The sequence below is a fragment of the Streptomyces sp. NPDC059003 genome, from assembly GCF_042740445.1.
Classification (GTDB): Bacteria; Actinomycetota; Actinomycetes; order Streptomycetales; family Streptomycetaceae; genus Streptomyces.
Genome location: NZ_JBHYJH010000003.1, coordinates 81,215 through 96,655 on the forward strand (window position 1 = coordinate 81,215; position 15,441 = coordinate 96,655).

17 protein-coding genes are annotated in these 15,441 nt (G+C 72.0%); 9 read left to right on the forward strand and 8 right to left on the reverse strand.

Annotated features, from left to right (window positions below):
* Positions 1 to 69: 69 nt before the first annotated feature.
* On the reverse strand, positions 70 to 765 hold the full coding sequence (locus ACFWZ5_RS02710; protein ID WP_384787867.1) for a TetR/AcrR family transcriptional regulator: 696 nt from the start codon (positions 763 to 765) through the stop codon (positions 70 to 72).
* Between the two features lie 239 nt (positions 766 to 1,004).
* On the opposite strand from ACFWZ5_RS02710, the gene ACFWZ5_RS02715 reads away from it, so the two are divergent.
* From ACFWZ5_RS02715 to ACFWZ5_RS02755, 9 genes are all read left to right on the forward strand, one after another.
* Positions 1,005 to 1,835 (forward strand): alpha/beta fold hydrolase, encoded by an 831-nt coding sequence (locus tag ACFWZ5_RS02715; protein WP_384787864.1) that lies wholly within the window; start codon positions 1,005 to 1,007, stop codon positions 1,833 to 1,835.
* 153 nt (positions 1,836 to 1,988) lie between these two features.
* Complete coding sequence (locus ACFWZ5_RS02720; protein WP_384787861.1) at positions 1,989 to 3,446, forward strand: benzaldehyde dehydrogenase; 1,458 nt, start codon at positions 1,989 to 1,991, stop codon at positions 3,444 to 3,446.
* Positions 3,447 to 3,592: 146 nt separating this feature from the next.
* Positions 3,593 to 4,168, forward strand: coding sequence for an NADPH-dependent FMN reductase (locus tag ACFWZ5_RS02725; RefSeq protein ID WP_384787858.1), 576 nt, complete (start codon positions 3,593 to 3,595; stop codon positions 4,166 to 4,168).
* Positions 4,169 to 4,240: 72 nt separating this feature from the next.
* Complete coding sequence (locus tag ACFWZ5_RS02730) at positions 4,241 to 5,035, forward strand: alpha/beta hydrolase family protein (RefSeq protein WP_384787855.1); 795 nt, start codon at positions 4,241 to 4,243, stop codon at positions 5,033 to 5,035.
* Between the two features lie 56 nt (positions 5,036 to 5,091).
* On the forward strand, positions 5,092 to 5,592 hold the full coding sequence (locus tag ACFWZ5_RS02735; RefSeq protein WP_384787852.1) for an OsmC family protein: 501 nt from the start codon (positions 5,092 to 5,094) through the stop codon (positions 5,590 to 5,592).
* A 125-nt stretch (positions 5,593 to 5,717) separates the two neighbouring features.
* Positions 5,718 to 6,035: a hypothetical protein gene (locus ACFWZ5_RS02740; protein ID WP_384787849.1), complete on the forward strand. Its 318-nt coding sequence runs from the start codon at positions 5,718 to 5,720 to the stop codon at positions 6,033 to 6,035.
* A gap of 5 nt (positions 6,036 to 6,040) precedes the next feature.
* Positions 6,041 to 6,403: an ArsR/SmtB family transcription factor gene (locus tag ACFWZ5_RS02745; protein WP_384787846.1), complete on the forward strand. Its 363-nt coding sequence runs from the start codon at positions 6,041 to 6,043 to the stop codon at positions 6,401 to 6,403.
* A complete protein-coding gene (locus tag ACFWZ5_RS02750; RefSeq protein WP_384787979.1) occupies positions 6,403 to 6,864 on the forward strand; it encodes an ATP-binding protein in 462 nt (153 codons plus the stop codon). The genes ACFWZ5_RS02745 and ACFWZ5_RS02750 overlap by 1 nt, the downstream gene beginning before the upstream one ends.
* A gap of 85 nt (positions 6,865 to 6,949) precedes the next feature.
* Complete coding sequence (locus ACFWZ5_RS02755; RefSeq protein WP_384787843.1) at positions 6,950 to 7,477, forward strand: hypothetical protein; 528 nt, start codon at positions 6,950 to 6,952, stop codon at positions 7,475 to 7,477.
* Positions 7,478 to 7,627: 150 nt separating this feature from the next.
* On the opposite strand, the gene ACFWZ5_RS02760 is transcribed toward ACFWZ5_RS02755, so the two are convergent.
* From ACFWZ5_RS02760 to ACFWZ5_RS02790, 7 genes are all read right to left on the reverse strand, one after another.
* Positions 7,628 to 7,939 (reverse strand): hypothetical protein, encoded by a 312-nt coding sequence (locus ACFWZ5_RS02760; RefSeq protein WP_384787840.1) that lies wholly within the window; start codon positions 7,937 to 7,939, stop codon positions 7,628 to 7,630.
* 155 nt (positions 7,940 to 8,094) lie between these two features.
* Positions 8,095 to 9,573 carry an NADH-quinone oxidoreductase subunit C gene (locus ACFWZ5_RS02765; protein WP_384787837.1) on the reverse strand — a complete coding sequence of 493 codons (1,479 nt, stop codon included), beginning with the start codon at positions 9,571 to 9,573 and terminating at the stop codon, positions 8,095 to 8,097.
* A gap of 5 nt (positions 9,574 to 9,578) precedes the next feature.
* Complete coding sequence (locus ACFWZ5_RS02770; RefSeq protein ID WP_384787834.1) at positions 9,579 to 11,270, reverse strand: proton-conducting transporter membrane subunit; 1,692 nt, start codon at positions 11,268 to 11,270, stop codon at positions 9,579 to 9,581.
* Positions 11,270 to 11,950: a hypothetical protein gene (locus tag ACFWZ5_RS02775; RefSeq protein WP_384787831.1), complete on the reverse strand. Its 681-nt coding sequence runs from the start codon at positions 11,948 to 11,950 to the stop codon at positions 11,270 to 11,272. The genes ACFWZ5_RS02770 and ACFWZ5_RS02775 overlap by 1 nt, the downstream gene beginning before the upstream one ends.
* Entirely contained in the window at positions 11,947 to 12,912 is a 966-nt protein-coding gene (locus ACFWZ5_RS02780; protein ID WP_384787828.1) for a respiratory chain complex I subunit 1 family protein, read from the reverse strand. Before ACFWZ5_RS02780 ends, ACFWZ5_RS02775 begins: the two co-directional genes overlap by 4 nt.
* Positions 12,909 to 14,948 (reverse strand): proton-conducting transporter membrane subunit, encoded by a 2,040-nt coding sequence (locus tag ACFWZ5_RS02785; protein WP_384787825.1) that lies wholly within the window; start codon positions 14,946 to 14,948, stop codon positions 12,909 to 12,911. Before ACFWZ5_RS02785 ends, ACFWZ5_RS02780 begins: the two co-directional genes overlap by 4 nt.
* Positions 14,945 to 15,427 carry an NADH-quinone oxidoreductase subunit B family protein gene (locus tag ACFWZ5_RS02790; protein WP_384787822.1) on the reverse strand — a complete coding sequence of 161 codons (483 nt, stop codon included), beginning with the start codon at positions 15,425 to 15,427 and terminating at the stop codon, positions 14,945 to 14,947. The genes ACFWZ5_RS02785 and ACFWZ5_RS02790 overlap by 4 nt, the downstream gene beginning before the upstream one ends.
* Positions 15,428 to 15,441 lie beyond the last annotated feature (14 nt).

Below are 15,441 nucleotides of genomic sequence, written 5' to 3' on the forward strand. Positions count from 1 at the left end.
CACCCCGCGCGTGCGGCGGTGGCGGCACAGGGAGACGACCGGGGCCCCGGGGGCCCGGCCGGCCGGAGGCTACCCCTTCTCGTCCGTGCGGATCGTGGGCCACAGCACGGCCACGACACGGTCCGCGTGATCGGCCGGGGCGCTCGCTCCGGTTTGCAGGTAGTCGCCGAAGTAACTGCCGAAGCAGAGTGCGACGACGGTTTCGAGATCGGCGTCCGCACGCACCGCGCCGGTGTCCTGCAATCGCTGCAGGGTCTGCGTCAGCTCCGCGCAGCGCGGCTTGTTCCCGTGCTCGCGCATCTGCTCGAACAGCGCCGGTTCGCGCTCGGCCTCGCTCATGAAGTTGCCGTGCAGCGCCATCGCCCGCTCGTTGTGATAGCGGGGGTCCAGGCGCCGAACGGCCTCGGTGAACGCCTCCACCGGCGTCATCCCTTCCGCGTCCAGAGGAGGGTAGGCCTCACGCTGCTTCTGCAGGCCGTAGTGGAGCGCGTCCACCGCCAACTCGCGCTTGTTCGGCCAGCGCCGGTACAGGGTGGGGCGCGTGACACCGGCGTCCGCCACCACGTCGCCGATCGTCATCCGCGTGTACCCGTCGGTGGCCAGGCGTTCGCGCGTGGCCTTGAGGATCGCCTCCTCGATCGCCGGGTCCCGCGGCCTGCCGCCGGGATGCGGTGTGCGCTCCTGCTCAGGCGTGCGCGTCTCCGTCGCGGCCTTGCGTCGCGGTCGGTGTGCGCGGTCGACGCCTGTCTGGTCCTTGCTGCTCACAGCGTGTTGTCCCTCCTTGGTTGGCATCCACACTAGCCAGCTCCGGGCCTTCCCTGAGTAGTTTAGTTCCATTGATTGACTGTAACGAAACATGTGGTGCATGGTTGTCCCGCCGGACAGCGCGCCACTCGGGCAGCGGTCCTCGGCCGTCGCCCACGCCCCCCCCATGCCGGGAGCGGGACAGCCGCACCCGGTGATCCATTCGCGGCATCTGCCGAACGAAATTCGCAAGGAATCTCATGAGCACTGAAAAGCACACTGGTCGCGCCGCCACCGCTGTCGGTACGGCCGCAGCGGCGCTCCTCGCCTCACTGGCGCCCGCGTCCGCCGTGGCACAGGACCAGGAGACGGCGGCGGTCAAGCCGACCGTGGTGCTGGTCCACGGGGCCTTCGCCGACGCCTCCGGCTGGACGGAGACCGCCGCCCGGCTGCGCCACCAGGGCTTCAAGGTCCGGGCGGTGTCCAACCCGCTGCGCGGCCTGGACTACGACACGGCGTATCTGCAGGGCATGCTCAAGGGCATCAAGGGGCCGAAGATCCTCGTCGGCCACTCCTACGGCGGAGCCGTGATCACCAACGCGGCCACCGACATCCCCGACGTCAAGGCGCTGGTCTACGTCGCCGCCTTCGCTCCGGACAAGGGCGAGACGCTCGGCGGGCTCCTTGAGACGCATCCGGACCCGAGCGTCCCGCCGCTGCCGCAGCAGGCCTTCCAGTTCACCCGTCCCGACGGCACCACCGGCACCGAGGTCATGCTCGACCCGGCCAAGTTCGCCGACGCGTTCGCCGCCGACGTGCCCGCGAAGACCGCCGCCCTGATGGCCGCCTCCCAGCGGCCCATCGCGGCGGAGGCCTTCGGCCAGCCGGCCAAGCACGCCGCGTGGAAGACCATCCCGTCCTGGGCGCTGGTGGCCAAGAAGGACCACGCCATCGCGCCGAGCCTGGAGCGCTTCATGGCCAAGCGCGCCGACGCCCACATCACCGAGGTCAACAGCTCCCATGCGGTCATGGTCAGCCATCCCGACGTCGTCGGCGATGTGATCAACCGGGCCTACCGCGCCACCCGTTGACCCCCAGCTCCGCGCGGCGGCAATCCCCCGCAGCCGTGCGGACGGCGCCCGCCCAGTGGCATCCCCCGGCCGCCGGGCGGGCAGCCCCCTTCTTCTGCCCATCTGACGTTGCACACGTCCGCCGTGCGGCGGGCCGAGAAAATAGAGGAACCCATGTCTTTGTTCGACCCTGCCACCTGGTCCGGAAAGATCAACATTGACGGCTGGCAGGACGCCTCCGGCGGCAAGACGGCCGTCGTCAACCCGTCGACCGGTGACACCCTGGAGCACATCGGCTCCGCCGATGCGAGCGACATCACCCGCGCCGCCACCCGCGCCGCCGAGGTCCAGCGCACCTGGGCCGCCACCCCGCACACCGAGCGCGCCGCGATCCTGCGCCGGGCCGGGGAACTGTTCGCCGCCCACGCTCCGGAGATCCAGGACTGGCTGATCCGCGAGAGCGGCAGCACCCGGGCCCGGGCCGTCTTCGAGACGGACCAGGCGGAGCAGGAGTGCTACGAGGCGGCCGTGCTGTGCTCGCACCCGATCGGCCAGGTCATGCCGTCCACCGAGCCGCGCCTCAGCATGACCCGCCGGATGCCGGCCGGAGTGGTCGGCGTCATCTCGCCGTTCAACGTGCCGCTGATCCTGGCGATCCGGTCCGTCGCCCCGGCCCTGGCACTCGGCAACACCGTGGTCCTCAAGCCGGACCCGCGCACCGCGGTGAGCGGCGGCGTCACCATCATGCGGATCTTCGAGGAGGCGGGCCTGCCGCAGGGCGTGCTCACCCTGGTCCCCGGCGACGGCGCGGCAGGCGCGGCGCTGGTCGATGACCCGCGCGTGCGCGTCATCTCCTTCACCGGATCCACGGGGGCCGGCCGCAAGGTCGGCGAGGCAGCGGCCCGCGGCGTCAAGCGCGCCCACCTCGAACTGGGCGGCAACAACCCCATGATCGTGCTGGCCGACGCCGACCTGGACCGCGCCATCTCCACGGTCGCCTGGGGGTCCTTCTTCAACCAGGGCCAGGTCTGCATGGCCACCGGACGCATCCTCGTCCACGCCGACATCGCCGAGGAGTTCACCGCGCGCCTGGTCGCCAAAGCGGAGCAGCTCACCGTCGGCGACCCCGCCGCTGCCGACGTCGACCTCGGCCCGCTCATCAACGCCCACCAGCGGGACACCATCCACGCCCAGGTCACCGCCAGCATCGCCGCCGGTGCCCGGCTGCTGGCCGGCGGCACCTACGACAACCTCTTCTACCGGCCTACCGTCCTGGTCGATGTCCCCGACGACGCGCCCGTCCACGCCGAGGAGGTCTTCGGCCCCGTGGTGCCCGTGCGGACGTTCACCACTGTGGACGAGGCCGCGCGGCTGGCCGCCGACGGTCCTTACGGTCTCTCGCTGGGCATCCTCACCCGCGACGTGATGGCCGGCCTCGAGCTGGCCGAGCGCATCCCGAGCGGTCTGGTGCACATCAACGACCAGACCATCAACGATGACGCCCGCATCCCCTTCGGCGGGGTGGGCTGGTCCGGCACCGGTGCCCGCTTCGGCGGCGAGGCGAACATCGACGCCTTCACCGAGACCCGCTGGATCACCGTCCGCAGCTCCCAGCCCGTCTACCCGATCTGACAGCCCCACCTCGGCCCACGCACGGGCGCCCGCAGCTCTGCGGGCGTACGCCGCGGTGCCCGGCCGGCCCGGCACCGCCTCTGGCGCCGGGCCGGCACCGACCGTCCTCCCGCCCCGCCCCCGCCTCCTTCGAAGGGCCCTCCGTGATGTCCGACCTGACCTTCCTCGCGATCTCCGGCAGCCTGCGCCGCTCCTCCCACAACACCGGCCTGCTGCGCGCCGTGCAGAACCTCGTGCCCCACGGTGTCACCATCGACCTCTACGAGGGCCTTGGCCGGCTTCCCTTCTTCAACGAGGACCTCGAGGACGGCCCCGAGCCCGCCGCCGTCGCCGACCTGAGGCGACGCGTGCGGGAGGCGGACGGCGTCCTCATCGCCACCCCGGAGTACAACTCGGCCATCCCCGGCGTGCTGATGAACGCCCTCGACTGGCTCTCGCGCCCCACCGGCCGGCACGCCCTGCGTCACAAGCCCGTCGCCGTCCTTGGCGCCTCGCCCTCCCAGTTCGGCACCGCCCGCGGCCAGCTGGTCCTGCGCCAGATCCTGCACCGCATCCAGGCCCCGGTCGTGGCCCACCCCGAGGTCACCGTCTTCCAGTCGCACCAGCGCTTCGACGCCGACGGCTCCTTCAGGGGTGACGGCATCACCGAGAGCCTGCTGCGCGCGCTCCTTGCCGAGCTGGTCGTACTGGCCGATCTCCACTCCCCGGCCCATGCCGTCTGACACCGCCCTGCCGCCGGCTCGCGCCACCCGGGCGGCCGCGCCCGGGCCGAAGAAGCCACCTGGGAGGGTGTGGTGAACGGATCCAGTACGCACCTCACGTTCCCGGGGTCACAGGGCACGCCACTGGCGGCGCGCCTGGAGACACCCGGGGCGGACCCGACGGCGTACGCGGTCTTCACGCACTGCTTCACCTGCAGCAAGGACAGCCACGCCGCAGCTCGGATCTCCAAAGCCCTGACCGCACACGGCATCGCAGTGCTGCGCTTCGACTTCACCGGCCTCGGCCAGTCCGGCGGCGACTTCACCGGGAGCACGTTCACCTCCGACGTCGAGGACCTCGTCCGCGCGGCCGACCACCTGCGCGACCGCTACACGGCACCCTCCCTCCTCATCGGGCACTCGCTCGGCGGCGCCGCAGCCCTCGCCGCCACCCACCGCATCCCCGAAGTGCGGGCCGTCGCGACGATCGGCGCCCCCGCCAGGCCCGACCACGTCGTCCGCCAATTCGCCGACCGGACAGCGGAGATCACCCGACGCGGCGAAGCCGACGTCGACCTGGCAGGCCGGCGCTTCCGCATCCGCCAAGAATTCATCGACGACCTCCTCGCGCAGCCTCAGAGCATGAGGATCCGCACCCTGCAAGCGGCACTGCTGGTCATGCACTCCCCGGCGGACCGCACCGTCGACGTCGACAACGCACGGCAGATCTTCGAAACCGCCCGTCACCCCAAGTCCTACGTCACCCTGCCCGGCGCCGACCACCTGCTCAACGACCGGCAGGACAGCGAGTACGCCGCCGCGGTCCTGGCCGCGTGGGCCGGCCGCTACACCCGCACCCCGAACAACGCCCCGCACGAGCAGGCCTGACGCCGGCGCGGCACCACCCCACCCCGCACCCATCGCTCCAACTCAGGAGACCCCACATGCCCGCACCGCACACCACCGCCCCGCAGCCCGACACCGCAGCACAAGGCCCAGGAGCAGACGAGGCCGGACTCGTCGTGGTCAGCGAGAACGGGATCGGGCCCTACGGCCAACGCGTGAGAGCCGGCCACCATCTCCTGGCCGCCGACGAGCCGGAGCCGGCCGGCGCGGACAGCGGGCCGAGCCCCTACGACCTGCTGCTCGCCGCACTCGGTGCCTGCACCTCCATGACGGTCCGCATGTACGCCGACCGCAAGGGCTGGCCCCTGGAGAAGGTCACCGTCTCGCTCCGCAATCGGCGCATCCACGCCGCGGGCTGCGCCGCGTGCGACGGCGGGAACCGGCAGGTCTCCCACATCACCCGGGAGATCCGTCTGGACGGCGCACTCGACGCCGACCAGCGCCGACGGCTGATGGAGATCGCCGAGAAGTGCCCGGTGCACCGCACCCTCACCGCGGGCGCGGTCATCAGCACCACCCCGGCCCCGGCACAGCCATAAGCCGGGCCGACGCGGCACCGGCCCGGTCCGCACCGCCCCGCGCCTCCGGCTGCCGCCGGGAAGCTTCGTACGTCGTCGCCGGAGGCGGCGCCGGCTTCCGCGACGACCACGCCAGGGTCGCCGACGTGGCCATGGAGGACGGGCTCGCCGATATGGAGAATCCGGCGGGTTCGGTCACCTACACTTGCAGAGTTATGCAATTGGCTAGTTGTCATGGTCGACAAGTCCGGGAGGGGTGGCCGGAGCTGAACGAGTTCGTTGAGGCGGTGGGGGAGCGGGTGCGTTGCGCTCGCGCCTCGCTGCGAGAGGCATTGGCTGCGGAGGACGCCTACTCCGTGGCGGTGGCCCAGGACGAGCTGGATGACGTGTTGCGCCTGGCTCAGGCCCATGGAATCGAGCTGAGCGCAGCAACTGACAACGGGAAGGGCACGGTCCAGGAGTGAATCGGGTGCCGGTTTCGCTGTACGAGGCGCAGGCGGAGTTGTTCCAGCTACTGGGGCACCCGGTGCGCATCCGCGTGCTTGAGCTGCTCCAGGGCGGGGCCGTACCAGTGGGGGAGCTTCTGACAGCCATCGAGATGGAGATCGAACCGTCGATCCTGTCGCAGCAAATGGCGGTGTTGCTCGGCTCCGGGGTCGTGGCGGTGAACCGCAGGGGAGCGACGGCGGTGTACGAGCTGGCCGGTGGGGATGTGGCGGAGCTGCTCGCGGCCGCGCGGCGGATCTCGTCCGTGCGACTGTCGGGCGGGAGTGAGCTGCTTGAGCAGTCGAAGGGGGCTGAACGGGGCAGGGAGCCGGAGGCTGCCTCGTGATGGGCACGGGCCGGTTCCGGCCGTGGCGCAAAGGCAGCCCGCCAGCGGCCGCGGAGCAGGTGCCGCCGCGGCTGGAGCGGCACATCGTCTCCGTGACGCTGGGGCCACGGGCGGTGGCTGAGGTCCGGGAGGCGGTCGCCGAACGTTTCGTGGAGGCCCGGGTGGACCCCGCGTCCGCGTTCGCCGATGCTGTGCTGCTGGCCGTCAGCGAGCTGGTGACCAATGTGCTGAGGCATGCGTCCTGCTCGCCGGTGGCGGATGTCGGGATAACGGTCGGGGCCGGGCAACTGGTGATCGGGGTCGCGGACACCGAGCCCGCGTTGCCGAGCCTGGGGAGGACGGGCGGAGGGCTCGCCATGGTCGCCGAGCTGGCAGCCACGTACGGCGGCGCGGTCAGCGTGCAACCGGCCGTCGGCCACGAGGGGAAGGTCGTCCTGGTCCGCTTTGAGGTTCCGTCATGACCAGCGCGTACAGGAACCCGCAGAGCGAGGCGGCGATGAAGTCCGGGGGCGAAAGCCAACAAGTGACGGGGAGGAGGGGGCGGTTGTGATCGCTGTCGTGGGGCACGGAGACCTCTGCGAGACGACACTGGCGCGGTTGGAGGTCGATCTGCGTGTGCACTTGGCGCGGTTCGCCGCGGCGGGCCGGATGGGTCTGGTACGCGCCGGGCAGGGGCTGCCGGTGACTGTCGGACGGGCTGCGCGATGGGGAGGTCTTGGCCTGGTCACGGTGCTGCCCGCCAAGGACCGGCTGCCTGCGGTGCTGCCCGATGACGACCGCCGTGCGGCGGGCGAGTTGCTGATGCTGTCGCAGCAGATGCGCCTTGTGGAGTACGACCCGGCCGACCGGGCGGACTGCCTGCGCGTCGATGAGCTGCTGTTGCGGGGATGCGCGCGGGTGCTCGCGGTGTGGGACGGATCGGCTGCCGACAGCCTTGACACGACCGCTCACTTGGTCGCCCACGCCCGTAGCCACGACATTCCTGTCGATGTCCTGTGGCCCCGCAGTGCCGTGCGCGCGCTACCGGGCCGGGGCGGGCCAGGACCGGAGGAGACGGTGGGTGGCCCCGAGTGAGACCTCGGGGCGCAGGCGCATCGGACAGACCCCAGCAGCACCGGCTCCTCTCACAGCCCCGCCGCCGTGCCGGTGCTGACGGTCGCTGCCGGGGCATGTCCGGTGGGTCCGTGACGGGGCTGTGGCAACAGCAGCCAGATGAGGGTGTGTTCAATCGTCCTCGTCGGGATTGCGCCGTCTGTCGATCCGCTTCTTGACCTCAACAGCCGCTGCCGCACTGAGACCGATCAAGATCGCTGCCTTGAGCGCCTTCTCCGCGCGCAGAGCGTTCTCCCTCTGGATGCGATCGGACCTGTAGCGGGCCGCGTACCCGGACACCGAGAAGATCCCCGTGACGGGGAAGCCGGTGATGCTGACGACGAGAATGAACAAGGCGAAGTCGGCAACGCCCACGCAGATCCAGAACCGCTTGGCCTCGTTGCGCTCGCGCGTAACCCTGCTGACCTTCCGCTGCTCTCCCATGCGGTCCCCCGTGAGCGCGCCGACCACCGAAACTTGGGGCGTCTGTCCAGTGTTCGCCAGAGCGGGCTGCGTGGTGTTGGCAGCTTGCGGAAAGTCAGCACATCGACGTAGCAGGAAGGCGGAGGCTGCGTAGGCCGCACGGCCTGATCACGGCTCTAGAGGTCGTTGCCCGCGTAGGAGAGGTTGAAGCTCTTATTGGTGAGGGGGAAGTCGGGGACGATGGTGTCGTTGAGTGCGACGGGCAGGGCCGGCCAGTTGAAGAAGGACGGGTCGACCGGCTTGACGCGGGCCAGGGTGCCGGCGGCGGTGAGTTCGACGCGGGTGGCGATCGTGCCGCGCCAGCCTTCGACGAGGCCGACACCGGATCCTGCGCCTGCCCCTGTTACGGGGGCGAGGACGGTGCCCGGCGCCGTGAGCCCGTGGGTGAGCTGGGTGATCAGGGCGAGGGAGACGTCGATCTCCTCGGCGCGGACGAGGAAGCGGGCCAGGACGTCACCGGTGGTGTGGACGGGGACGGAGGGTTCCGTGTCGTAGGTGAGGAAGGGGTGACGGATGCGGGCGTCGCCCGGTACGCCGCTCGCACGGGCGACATAGCCCACACACCCGATGTCGCGGGCGGCGTCGGTGTGCAGGATGGCCGTGCCGGTGAAGCGGTCCCGGACGGTGGAGTGGCCCAGGGCGAGGCGGACGACGTCGCGGATGTCGTCGCCGATCGCCTCCATGCGGGAGACGTCGGGCAGGGAGCGCAGCGCCGCACCGCCGGGGACGACCCCGCCACGGAGCAGGCGGTGGCCGGTGGTCTCGGCGTTGAGGCGCAGGAGTTGTTCGCGGATGCGCTGGGCGTGGGCGTTGAGGACGGAGTGGCCGACGTCGTTGCAGAGCATGCCGAGGTCGGCGACGTGATTGTGGAGGCGTTCGAGTTCCAGGAGCAGGGCGCGGGCCCGCCGAGCGGGTTCGGGGACCTGGGTGGCGGTGGCTTCTTCGACGGCCAGGCAGTAGGCGAGGGCGTGGCCGACGGCGGTGTCGCCGCTGATGCGTTCGGCCAGCGGCAGTCCGGCCGCCACCGAGCGGTCCATGAAGAGCTGCTCGATGCCCTTGTGGACGAACCAGAGGCGGGCCTTGAGCTTGAGGATGGTCTCCCCGACCACGGAGAAGCGGAAGTGGCCGGGTTCGATCAGCCCGGCGTGCACCGGCCCGACGGGGATTTCGTACACTCCGTCGCCCTCGACTTCGAGGAAGGGGTAGGGGCCCTCCTGCTCCGCGAAGGCGGGCGGCCGTCCCGCGTCGGGGTGCATGGGATACCAGCCCTTGGGCCAGTGGAAGTGGCGGACCAGCCGGTGCGGCAGCGGGTGGTCAAGGGGGACGACGCCGTGCAGGTCGCGCATCTCGCGCTCGAAGCGGCCTGCGGAGAAGGAGAGAGGGGCCAGGCTGGGTACTTCGGGGCGGGTGGGGTCGAGGAGCACGTGGAGTTCGGTGCGGGCATCGGGCGGTCCGGCCACGAAGAGGTAGACGATGCGGATGGCGTCCGGGTCGTGGTGGGCGGCGATCAGGGCGAGCCGGTGCCCGGTGGCAAGCAGGGCCTCGGCCCGGCGGGCCAGTTCGGTGGCGGGGACGATGTGCGTGGTGCGTGTCATGGCGGTCAGGGCCTCTCCAGGACGGCGGCGGCCTGGGCCAGCAGGTCGGCGAGCGGGCCGAGGGCGATGCCCAGTGCGGCACACGCCGCAAGGCCGAGGACGAGTGGCCACAGCGAGGACGCGGACTCCGAGGGCGCGCTCTCGTCGGTCGTGCGCGGGACGGGGGAGGGGCCGAGCAGCATGCGCGCGGTCCTGGTGACGAGGGCGGCGAAGGCGGTCAGGATCAGCAGCAGCGCCACGGCCATGACCCAGCCCATGCCGGCGGCGAAGGCCGCGCGGGCCAGGCCCAGTTCGGAGGCGAAGAGGCCGAACGGCGGCAGGCCGAGCAGGGCCACGACCGCGAGCCCGAACACCGTCCCCAGCGCGGGGGACTGGGCGAGCAACCCTCGCACGCGTCCGATCCGCGGTGTGCCGCGCAGGTGCAGGATCTGGCCGGAGGCGCAGAACGCGGTGGCCTTGGCCAGACCGTGTCCGGCGACGTGCAGGAGCGCGGCGGCCAGGGCGAGAGGGCTGCCGACCGCCGTGGCCAGGGCGATCAGGCTCATGTGTTCCATGCTGGAGTAGGCCAGCATGCGCTTGTAGTCGCGCTGGGCCAGCAGGAGGGCGGCGGCCAGGGCGAGGGTGAGCAGAGCGATGCCGGTCAGCAGGCTGCGGGTGAAGGCCGCTCCCAGGGCGGCGTCCGCGAGGACCTGGTAGCGCAGCAGGGCGGTGAAGGCGACGGACAGCAGCACCCCGGACATCAGCGCCGAGACGGGCGCCGGTGCCTGGCTGTGCGCGTCGGGCAGCCAGGCGTGCAACGGCACCAGGCCCGCCTTGGTGCCGAAGCCGAGGACGATCAGGGTGATGCCGAGGCGGGTGACCGCCGGGTCGAGCCGGTCCGCGCGTGCCACCAGAGTCGGCCAGTCCAGCGCCCATGCCTCGGAGATGCCGGCCTGCCGGGCGGCGTAGTAGAGGAGCACGGTGCCGAGGAAGGCGAGCGCGATCCCGGCCGAGCAGATCACCACGTACTTCCAGGCGGCCTCCACAGAGGCGCGAGTGCGGCGGTGGCCGACCAGGAACGCGGTGACGATGGTGGTGGCCTCGACCGCGATCCACAGCACCCCGAGGTTCGCGGTGACCACGGCCAGGCACATCGCCCCCAGGAATGCCTGGACCAGGACGTGGTAGCGCCACACGGTCCGGTCCGTCGCCCGCCGTGCCGCACGCTCCCCGGCGAGATACGAGGGGGACGACGCGCACGCGATCAGCGCGACGGCGCCGACGACCAGCAGCATCCACGCCGTCAGCGCGTCAGCGCGCAACAGACCGCTGTAGGCGGCCACCGGCCCGTCGCCCAGCACATCGGCGGCCAGCGCCGCCCCGCAGGCCAGAATCACGGCGGGGGATGCGAGCCCCGCCCAGTCGCCGGGGTGCCACCCCCGCGGCGACGGCGCCCTGCCCACGCCCACCGGCCCGCGATCACCCCCCTCATCGGCCACGATCACCGGGATCCCGGCCGATCCGGTCGACGCCATCGCCCGAGCGGAGTCCGTCGCCCGAGCGGAGTCCATCGGCCGCTCGGCCCCGGACCGGACGGCGGGCGGCTGCCCGGCACTCAGGCCCGCGAGCCCGTACGCACCGGAGAGGACCAGCGGGAGTGCGGCGGGCGCGGTCAGCAACAGAGCCGTAGAAGTGGGGTCTTGGAAGAGACGCAGCATCAGTCGTGCAGCTCCCGCAGGTCGTCGAGGTCGGTCGTGCCGAACGCCTCCCGCATCCGGGTGGTCAGCAGCTGCAGGACCAGGACGGCGAGCAACACGTCGAAGGAGACGCCGAGTTCCACGATCAGCGGCACCCCGGAGGCGGCGAGGAACGCGGTCGCGGTGATGCCGTTGTCGAGCAGCAGGAAGCCGACCACCTGGGCGAGCGCGCGGCGCCGGGTGACCAGCACGAAGAATCCGATCAGCACCACCGCCAGGCCCACCGGCAGGGCCCGGGTCGCAGGGGTCGGATCGAGCTCGACCAGCGGGCGCGTGACGGCGTAGGCGAGCAAGGTCAGCGCGGCCGCCGTCAGGAGCGAGGCGGCGACGTTGACCAGCGGCTGCGTCTCGCGCGCCTCGGCCCCGCCGCTGCCGTCGCTGACGAGTGCGGTCAGGGCGCGGCGGATCAGGCGGGGCAGCAGCCCGGCCCTCAGCGCCCCGATGCCCAGCGCCACCACGATCACGTCCCAGCGCTCCTCGTGCACCCCGAGCAGCAGCGCGATCGTGGCCAGGGCCAGGCCTTGCAGGGCGAAGAGCCGGATGATCGCGGCGAGTTCACGCCGCCACAGCACCATCACGGCGGCCAGCAGAAACGCCCCACAGGCCAGGTCGAGCAGCTGCGTGAACGCACTCTCGCTCACAGTCCGCCTCCTTCGCTGCTGAGGAAGTACGAGGCGGTGACCGCGAGCAGTGCCAGCAGGAATGATCCGGCCAGCAGTTCGGGCACGCGGAACAGCCGCAGCTTGGCCCAGAACACCTCGGCTGCCGCGAGGACCACACCCAGGACCGCGACCTTCAGGGCGAGCAGTACCAGGGCGAGCAGCACGGCTGCCGCCGACGCGTCGGTGGCGATGCCCCAGGGCGCGAACAGCGAGGCCAGCAACCCGAGGAGCACCGTCAGGCGCAACTGCGCCCCGAACTCGATCAGGGCGAGGTCCGGGCCCGCGTATTCGAGGACCATGGCCTCGTGCACCATGGTCAGCTCCAAGTGGGTGGAGGGGTTGTCCACGGGAAGCCGCCCGGTCTCGGCGAGCACGGCCACGGAGAGTGCCGCGATGGCCAGGAGCCCTGCCGGAGACGCGAGGCGGGCAGGTTCGTCCGCCGCACCGGCCACGATGACCGGGAGGTTCGTCGACCCGGCCGGTATCGACAGGGCGAACACCGCCATCAGGATGGTCGGTTCCACCAGCGCGGCGATCGTCATCTCGCGTGAGGCCCCCATGCCGCCGAAGGCCGTACCGGAATCCAGACCCGCCAGGGCCAGGGCCAGCGTGCCGAGCGCCAGCAGCGCCACCACCAGGATCAGGTCGGCGCGGCCGCTGACCGGGGTGTCGGTGGACACCAGCGGCACCAGGACGGCGAGGACGAGCGCGGTGGCGACCAGCAGCAGCGGCGCCCACCTGAACGCGGGCCCCGTGCCGACCGGGGTGATCGGCTCCTTGCGCAGCAGTTTGCGCACGTCCCGCCACGGCTGGAGCACCCCGGCCCCGGCCCGCCCCTCCAAGCGCGCCCGGGTCTGCCGCATCAGGCCCGCAAGGAGCGGCGCCCCGGCCGCCACCAGGGCCACCTGCGCGGCGAGCGCCGCGTATCCGAACGCGTTCACCAGCCCACCACCAGGACGACGAGCAGGGCGACCAGGCCGAAGAAGCCGTAGCCGAGATAGACGTGGACGCTGCCGCCCGCAAGGCGTCGCGCCGACTGCCCGACTGTCGCGAGACAGGTGAGGACGGGCCGGTACAGGCGGTGTTCAATCCGGTCGGGCACGCGGTTGCGGAACCGCACCCGCTCGACCAGATACGCCGACTCGCGCACCGGAGTGACGTTCACGTCCTGCTCCGGAGCGAGGACGTCGTCGAAGACCCGTTGCAGCGGTTCGGCGAACGAGGTGGCGGTGTAGGCCATGCGCGGGGTCGGCGCCCCGCCCCCGCAGTCCCACAGGCGGGCCTGTACGCGCCGCGCACGGCGTCGGGCCCTCAGCCGTACTCCGGCCATGACCACGGCAAGGGCGGCCGTCAGGGCGGCCACCACCCACAGCGGCGACAGCGTGGCCGAGACGTCATCGAGCCGTACCTGAAGGCCGTCGCCGGACACCGGCCGTGTTCCGGTGTGCCCGACCGCCTCGACCGCGCGGTCGAGCTTCTCGCCCAGCAGGCCCGGCACCAGGGCCAGGGCCACGCACAGGGCCGCGAGCAGCGCCATCCCGCACAGCATGAGCAGCGGCGACTCCGTCGCCCTCGCCGCCCGATGGCTGCGCGGCCGGGCGAAGAAGCCCACCCCCAACGCCTTGACGAACACCGCCGCCGCGAGCCCCGCCGACAGCGCGATCACCGCGACCGCGAGCGGCAGCACGACCGCCGTGGTCACACCGGGCACCGCGAGCCCGTGGATCATCGACTGCAGCAGCAGCCACTCGCTGATGAAGCCGTTGCCCGGCGGCAGCGCCACCGCCCCCAGCGCGGCCAGGGCGAACAGCCCCGCCGTCACCGGCATCCGGGCCCGCAGGCCGCCCAGCGCGTCCAGGTTCCGCTCACCGGTGGCACGCAGCACCGAACCCGCCGCGGTGAACAACAGGGCCTTGAACGCGGCATGGTTGACCACATGCAGCAGCGCGGCCGCCAGCGCGAGACCCGCCAGCGCACCGTTGCCCGCGTGCGCGAAGAGTCCGGCCGCACCCACGCCCAGAACGACGAGCCCCATGTTCTCGCTCGTCGAGTAGGCAAGGAGCCGCTTCAGGTCGGCGGCCATGGCCGCCTGCAGGATCCCGTACACGGCCGAGAGCCCGCCGAGCGCCATGAGCAGCAGCCACCACCAGGCCGGTCCGCCGCCCAGCAGATCGAAGCCGACGCGTACGAGGCCGTAGACGCCCAGGTTGACCATCGCCGCGCTCATCAACGCCGAGACCGGGCTGGGCGCTTCGGGGTGGGCGCGAGGCAGCCAGGCGTGCAGCGGCACCAGACCCGCCTTCGAGGTGAAGGCGACCGCGGTGAGGACGAACACCAGGCCGCGCACCGTCGCGGACATGTCGTCCGACCCCGAGCGCAGCGCCGCGAAGGTCTCGCCGCCGGCCCCGGCGGCATGGACCATCAGCCCGGCCAGCAGCAGGGCGAAGCCCAGGTGCGTCATGACCGCGTACCAGAGCCCCGCCACGCGCACGCTCGGCCGCTCCCGGTGCTCGGCCAGGACCAGCAGCAGCGAGGCCAGCGCCATCAGCTCCCACAGCGTCAGGAAGGCGGACACCGAACCTGCCGCAGGCACCACGACCAGCGTCCACGCGAACAGTGGAAGCACCGTCTGCGCCCCGCGCGAGGCGAGCCCGTACGCACCGTGCCCGCGTGCGTAGCCGATGCCGTACACGGCGACTGCCGCGATCACCGCGCCCGCCACCGCCATGAAGAGTCCCGACAGCGCGTCCACCGCCACATGGACCCCGACCAGGGGCAGCAGCCCCGGCAGTTCGGTACTCCATCGGCCCGTGCTGCCCAGTGCGGCCATCCCCGACGCACCACCGGCCACCCCCACCCCGGCCGTCAGCACCCCGGCCACCGGGACGCGCGCCCGGTCCGGCAGTGTCATCCCGGCCAGCGCGCCACCGGCCGCCAGCGCGGTGGCGGTCGCGAGCCCGGCCGCGATGAGGCTCACCGCCCGGTCACCCTCCGCAGTGCCGCTACGATGCGCTCCGGCTCCGGCGGGCAGCCGGGCACCGCCAGGTCCACGTCCACAACATCGGCGACGGCGCCCTCCACGCCGTAACCTCCGGCGAACTCACCGCAGTTGAGGGCGCAATCACCCACCGCGATCACCATGCGGGGCTCCGGCATCGCGGCGACCGTGCGCCGCAGGGGCTCCGCCATGTTGCGCGTGACCGGGCCGGTCACCAGGGCCACGTCCGCGTGCCGCGGCGAGGCCACCAGGCGGGCACCGTACCGCTCGGCGTCGTGCACCGGGTTGAAGGCGGCGGCGATCTCGATCTCGCAGCCGTTGCAGGAGCCCGCGTCCACGCACCGCACCTGCACCGACCCGCCGAACGCGCCGGCGTGGCCCGGCGGTTCACCCGTCGGGAGCGGCGGAGCGTCCTCCGCCACCCGCCCGGTGTCACGGATCTTGCGCAGCAAACCCATCCCAGTACTCCCGC

What these genes read in the sequence shown, in the direction of transcription:
- ACFWZ5_RS02715 (WP_384787864.1), top strand. Translation starts at nt 1,005, where the DNA reads ATGAGCACTGAAAAGCACACTGGTCGCGCCGCCACCGCTGTCGGTACG.
- ACFWZ5_RS02720 (WP_384787861.1), top strand. Translation starts at nt 1,989, where the DNA reads ATGTCTTTGTTCGACCCTGCCACCTGGTCCGGAAAGATCAACATTGAC.
- ACFWZ5_RS02725 (WP_384787858.1), top strand. Translation starts at nt 3,593, where the DNA reads ATGTCCGACCTGACCTTCCTCGCGATCTCCGGCAGCCTGCGCCGCTCC.
- ACFWZ5_RS02735 (WP_384787852.1), top strand. Translation starts at nt 5,092, where the DNA reads ATGCCCGCACCGCACACCACCGCCCCGCAGCCCGACACCGCAGCACAA.
- ACFWZ5_RS02750 (WP_384787979.1), top strand. Translation starts at nt 6,403, where the DNA reads ATGGGCACGGGCCGGTTCCGGCCGTGGCGCAAAGGCAGCCCGCCAGCG.
- ACFWZ5_RS02760 (WP_384787840.1), bottom strand. Translation starts at nt 7,939, where the DNA reads ATGGGAGAGCAGCGGAAGGTCAGCAGGGTTACGCGCGAGCGCAACGAG.
- ACFWZ5_RS02765 (WP_384787837.1), bottom strand. Translation starts at nt 9,573, where the DNA reads ATGACACGCACCACGCACATCGTCCCCGCCACCGAACTGGCCCGCCGG.
- ACFWZ5_RS02770 (WP_384787834.1), bottom strand. Translation starts at nt 11,270, where the DNA reads ATGCTGCGTCTCTTCCAAGACCCCACTTCTACGGCTCTGTTGCTGACC.
- ACFWZ5_RS02790 (WP_384787822.1), bottom strand. Translation starts at nt 15,427, where the DNA reads ATGGGTTTGCTGCGCAAGATCCGTGACACCGGGCGGGTGGCGGAGGAC.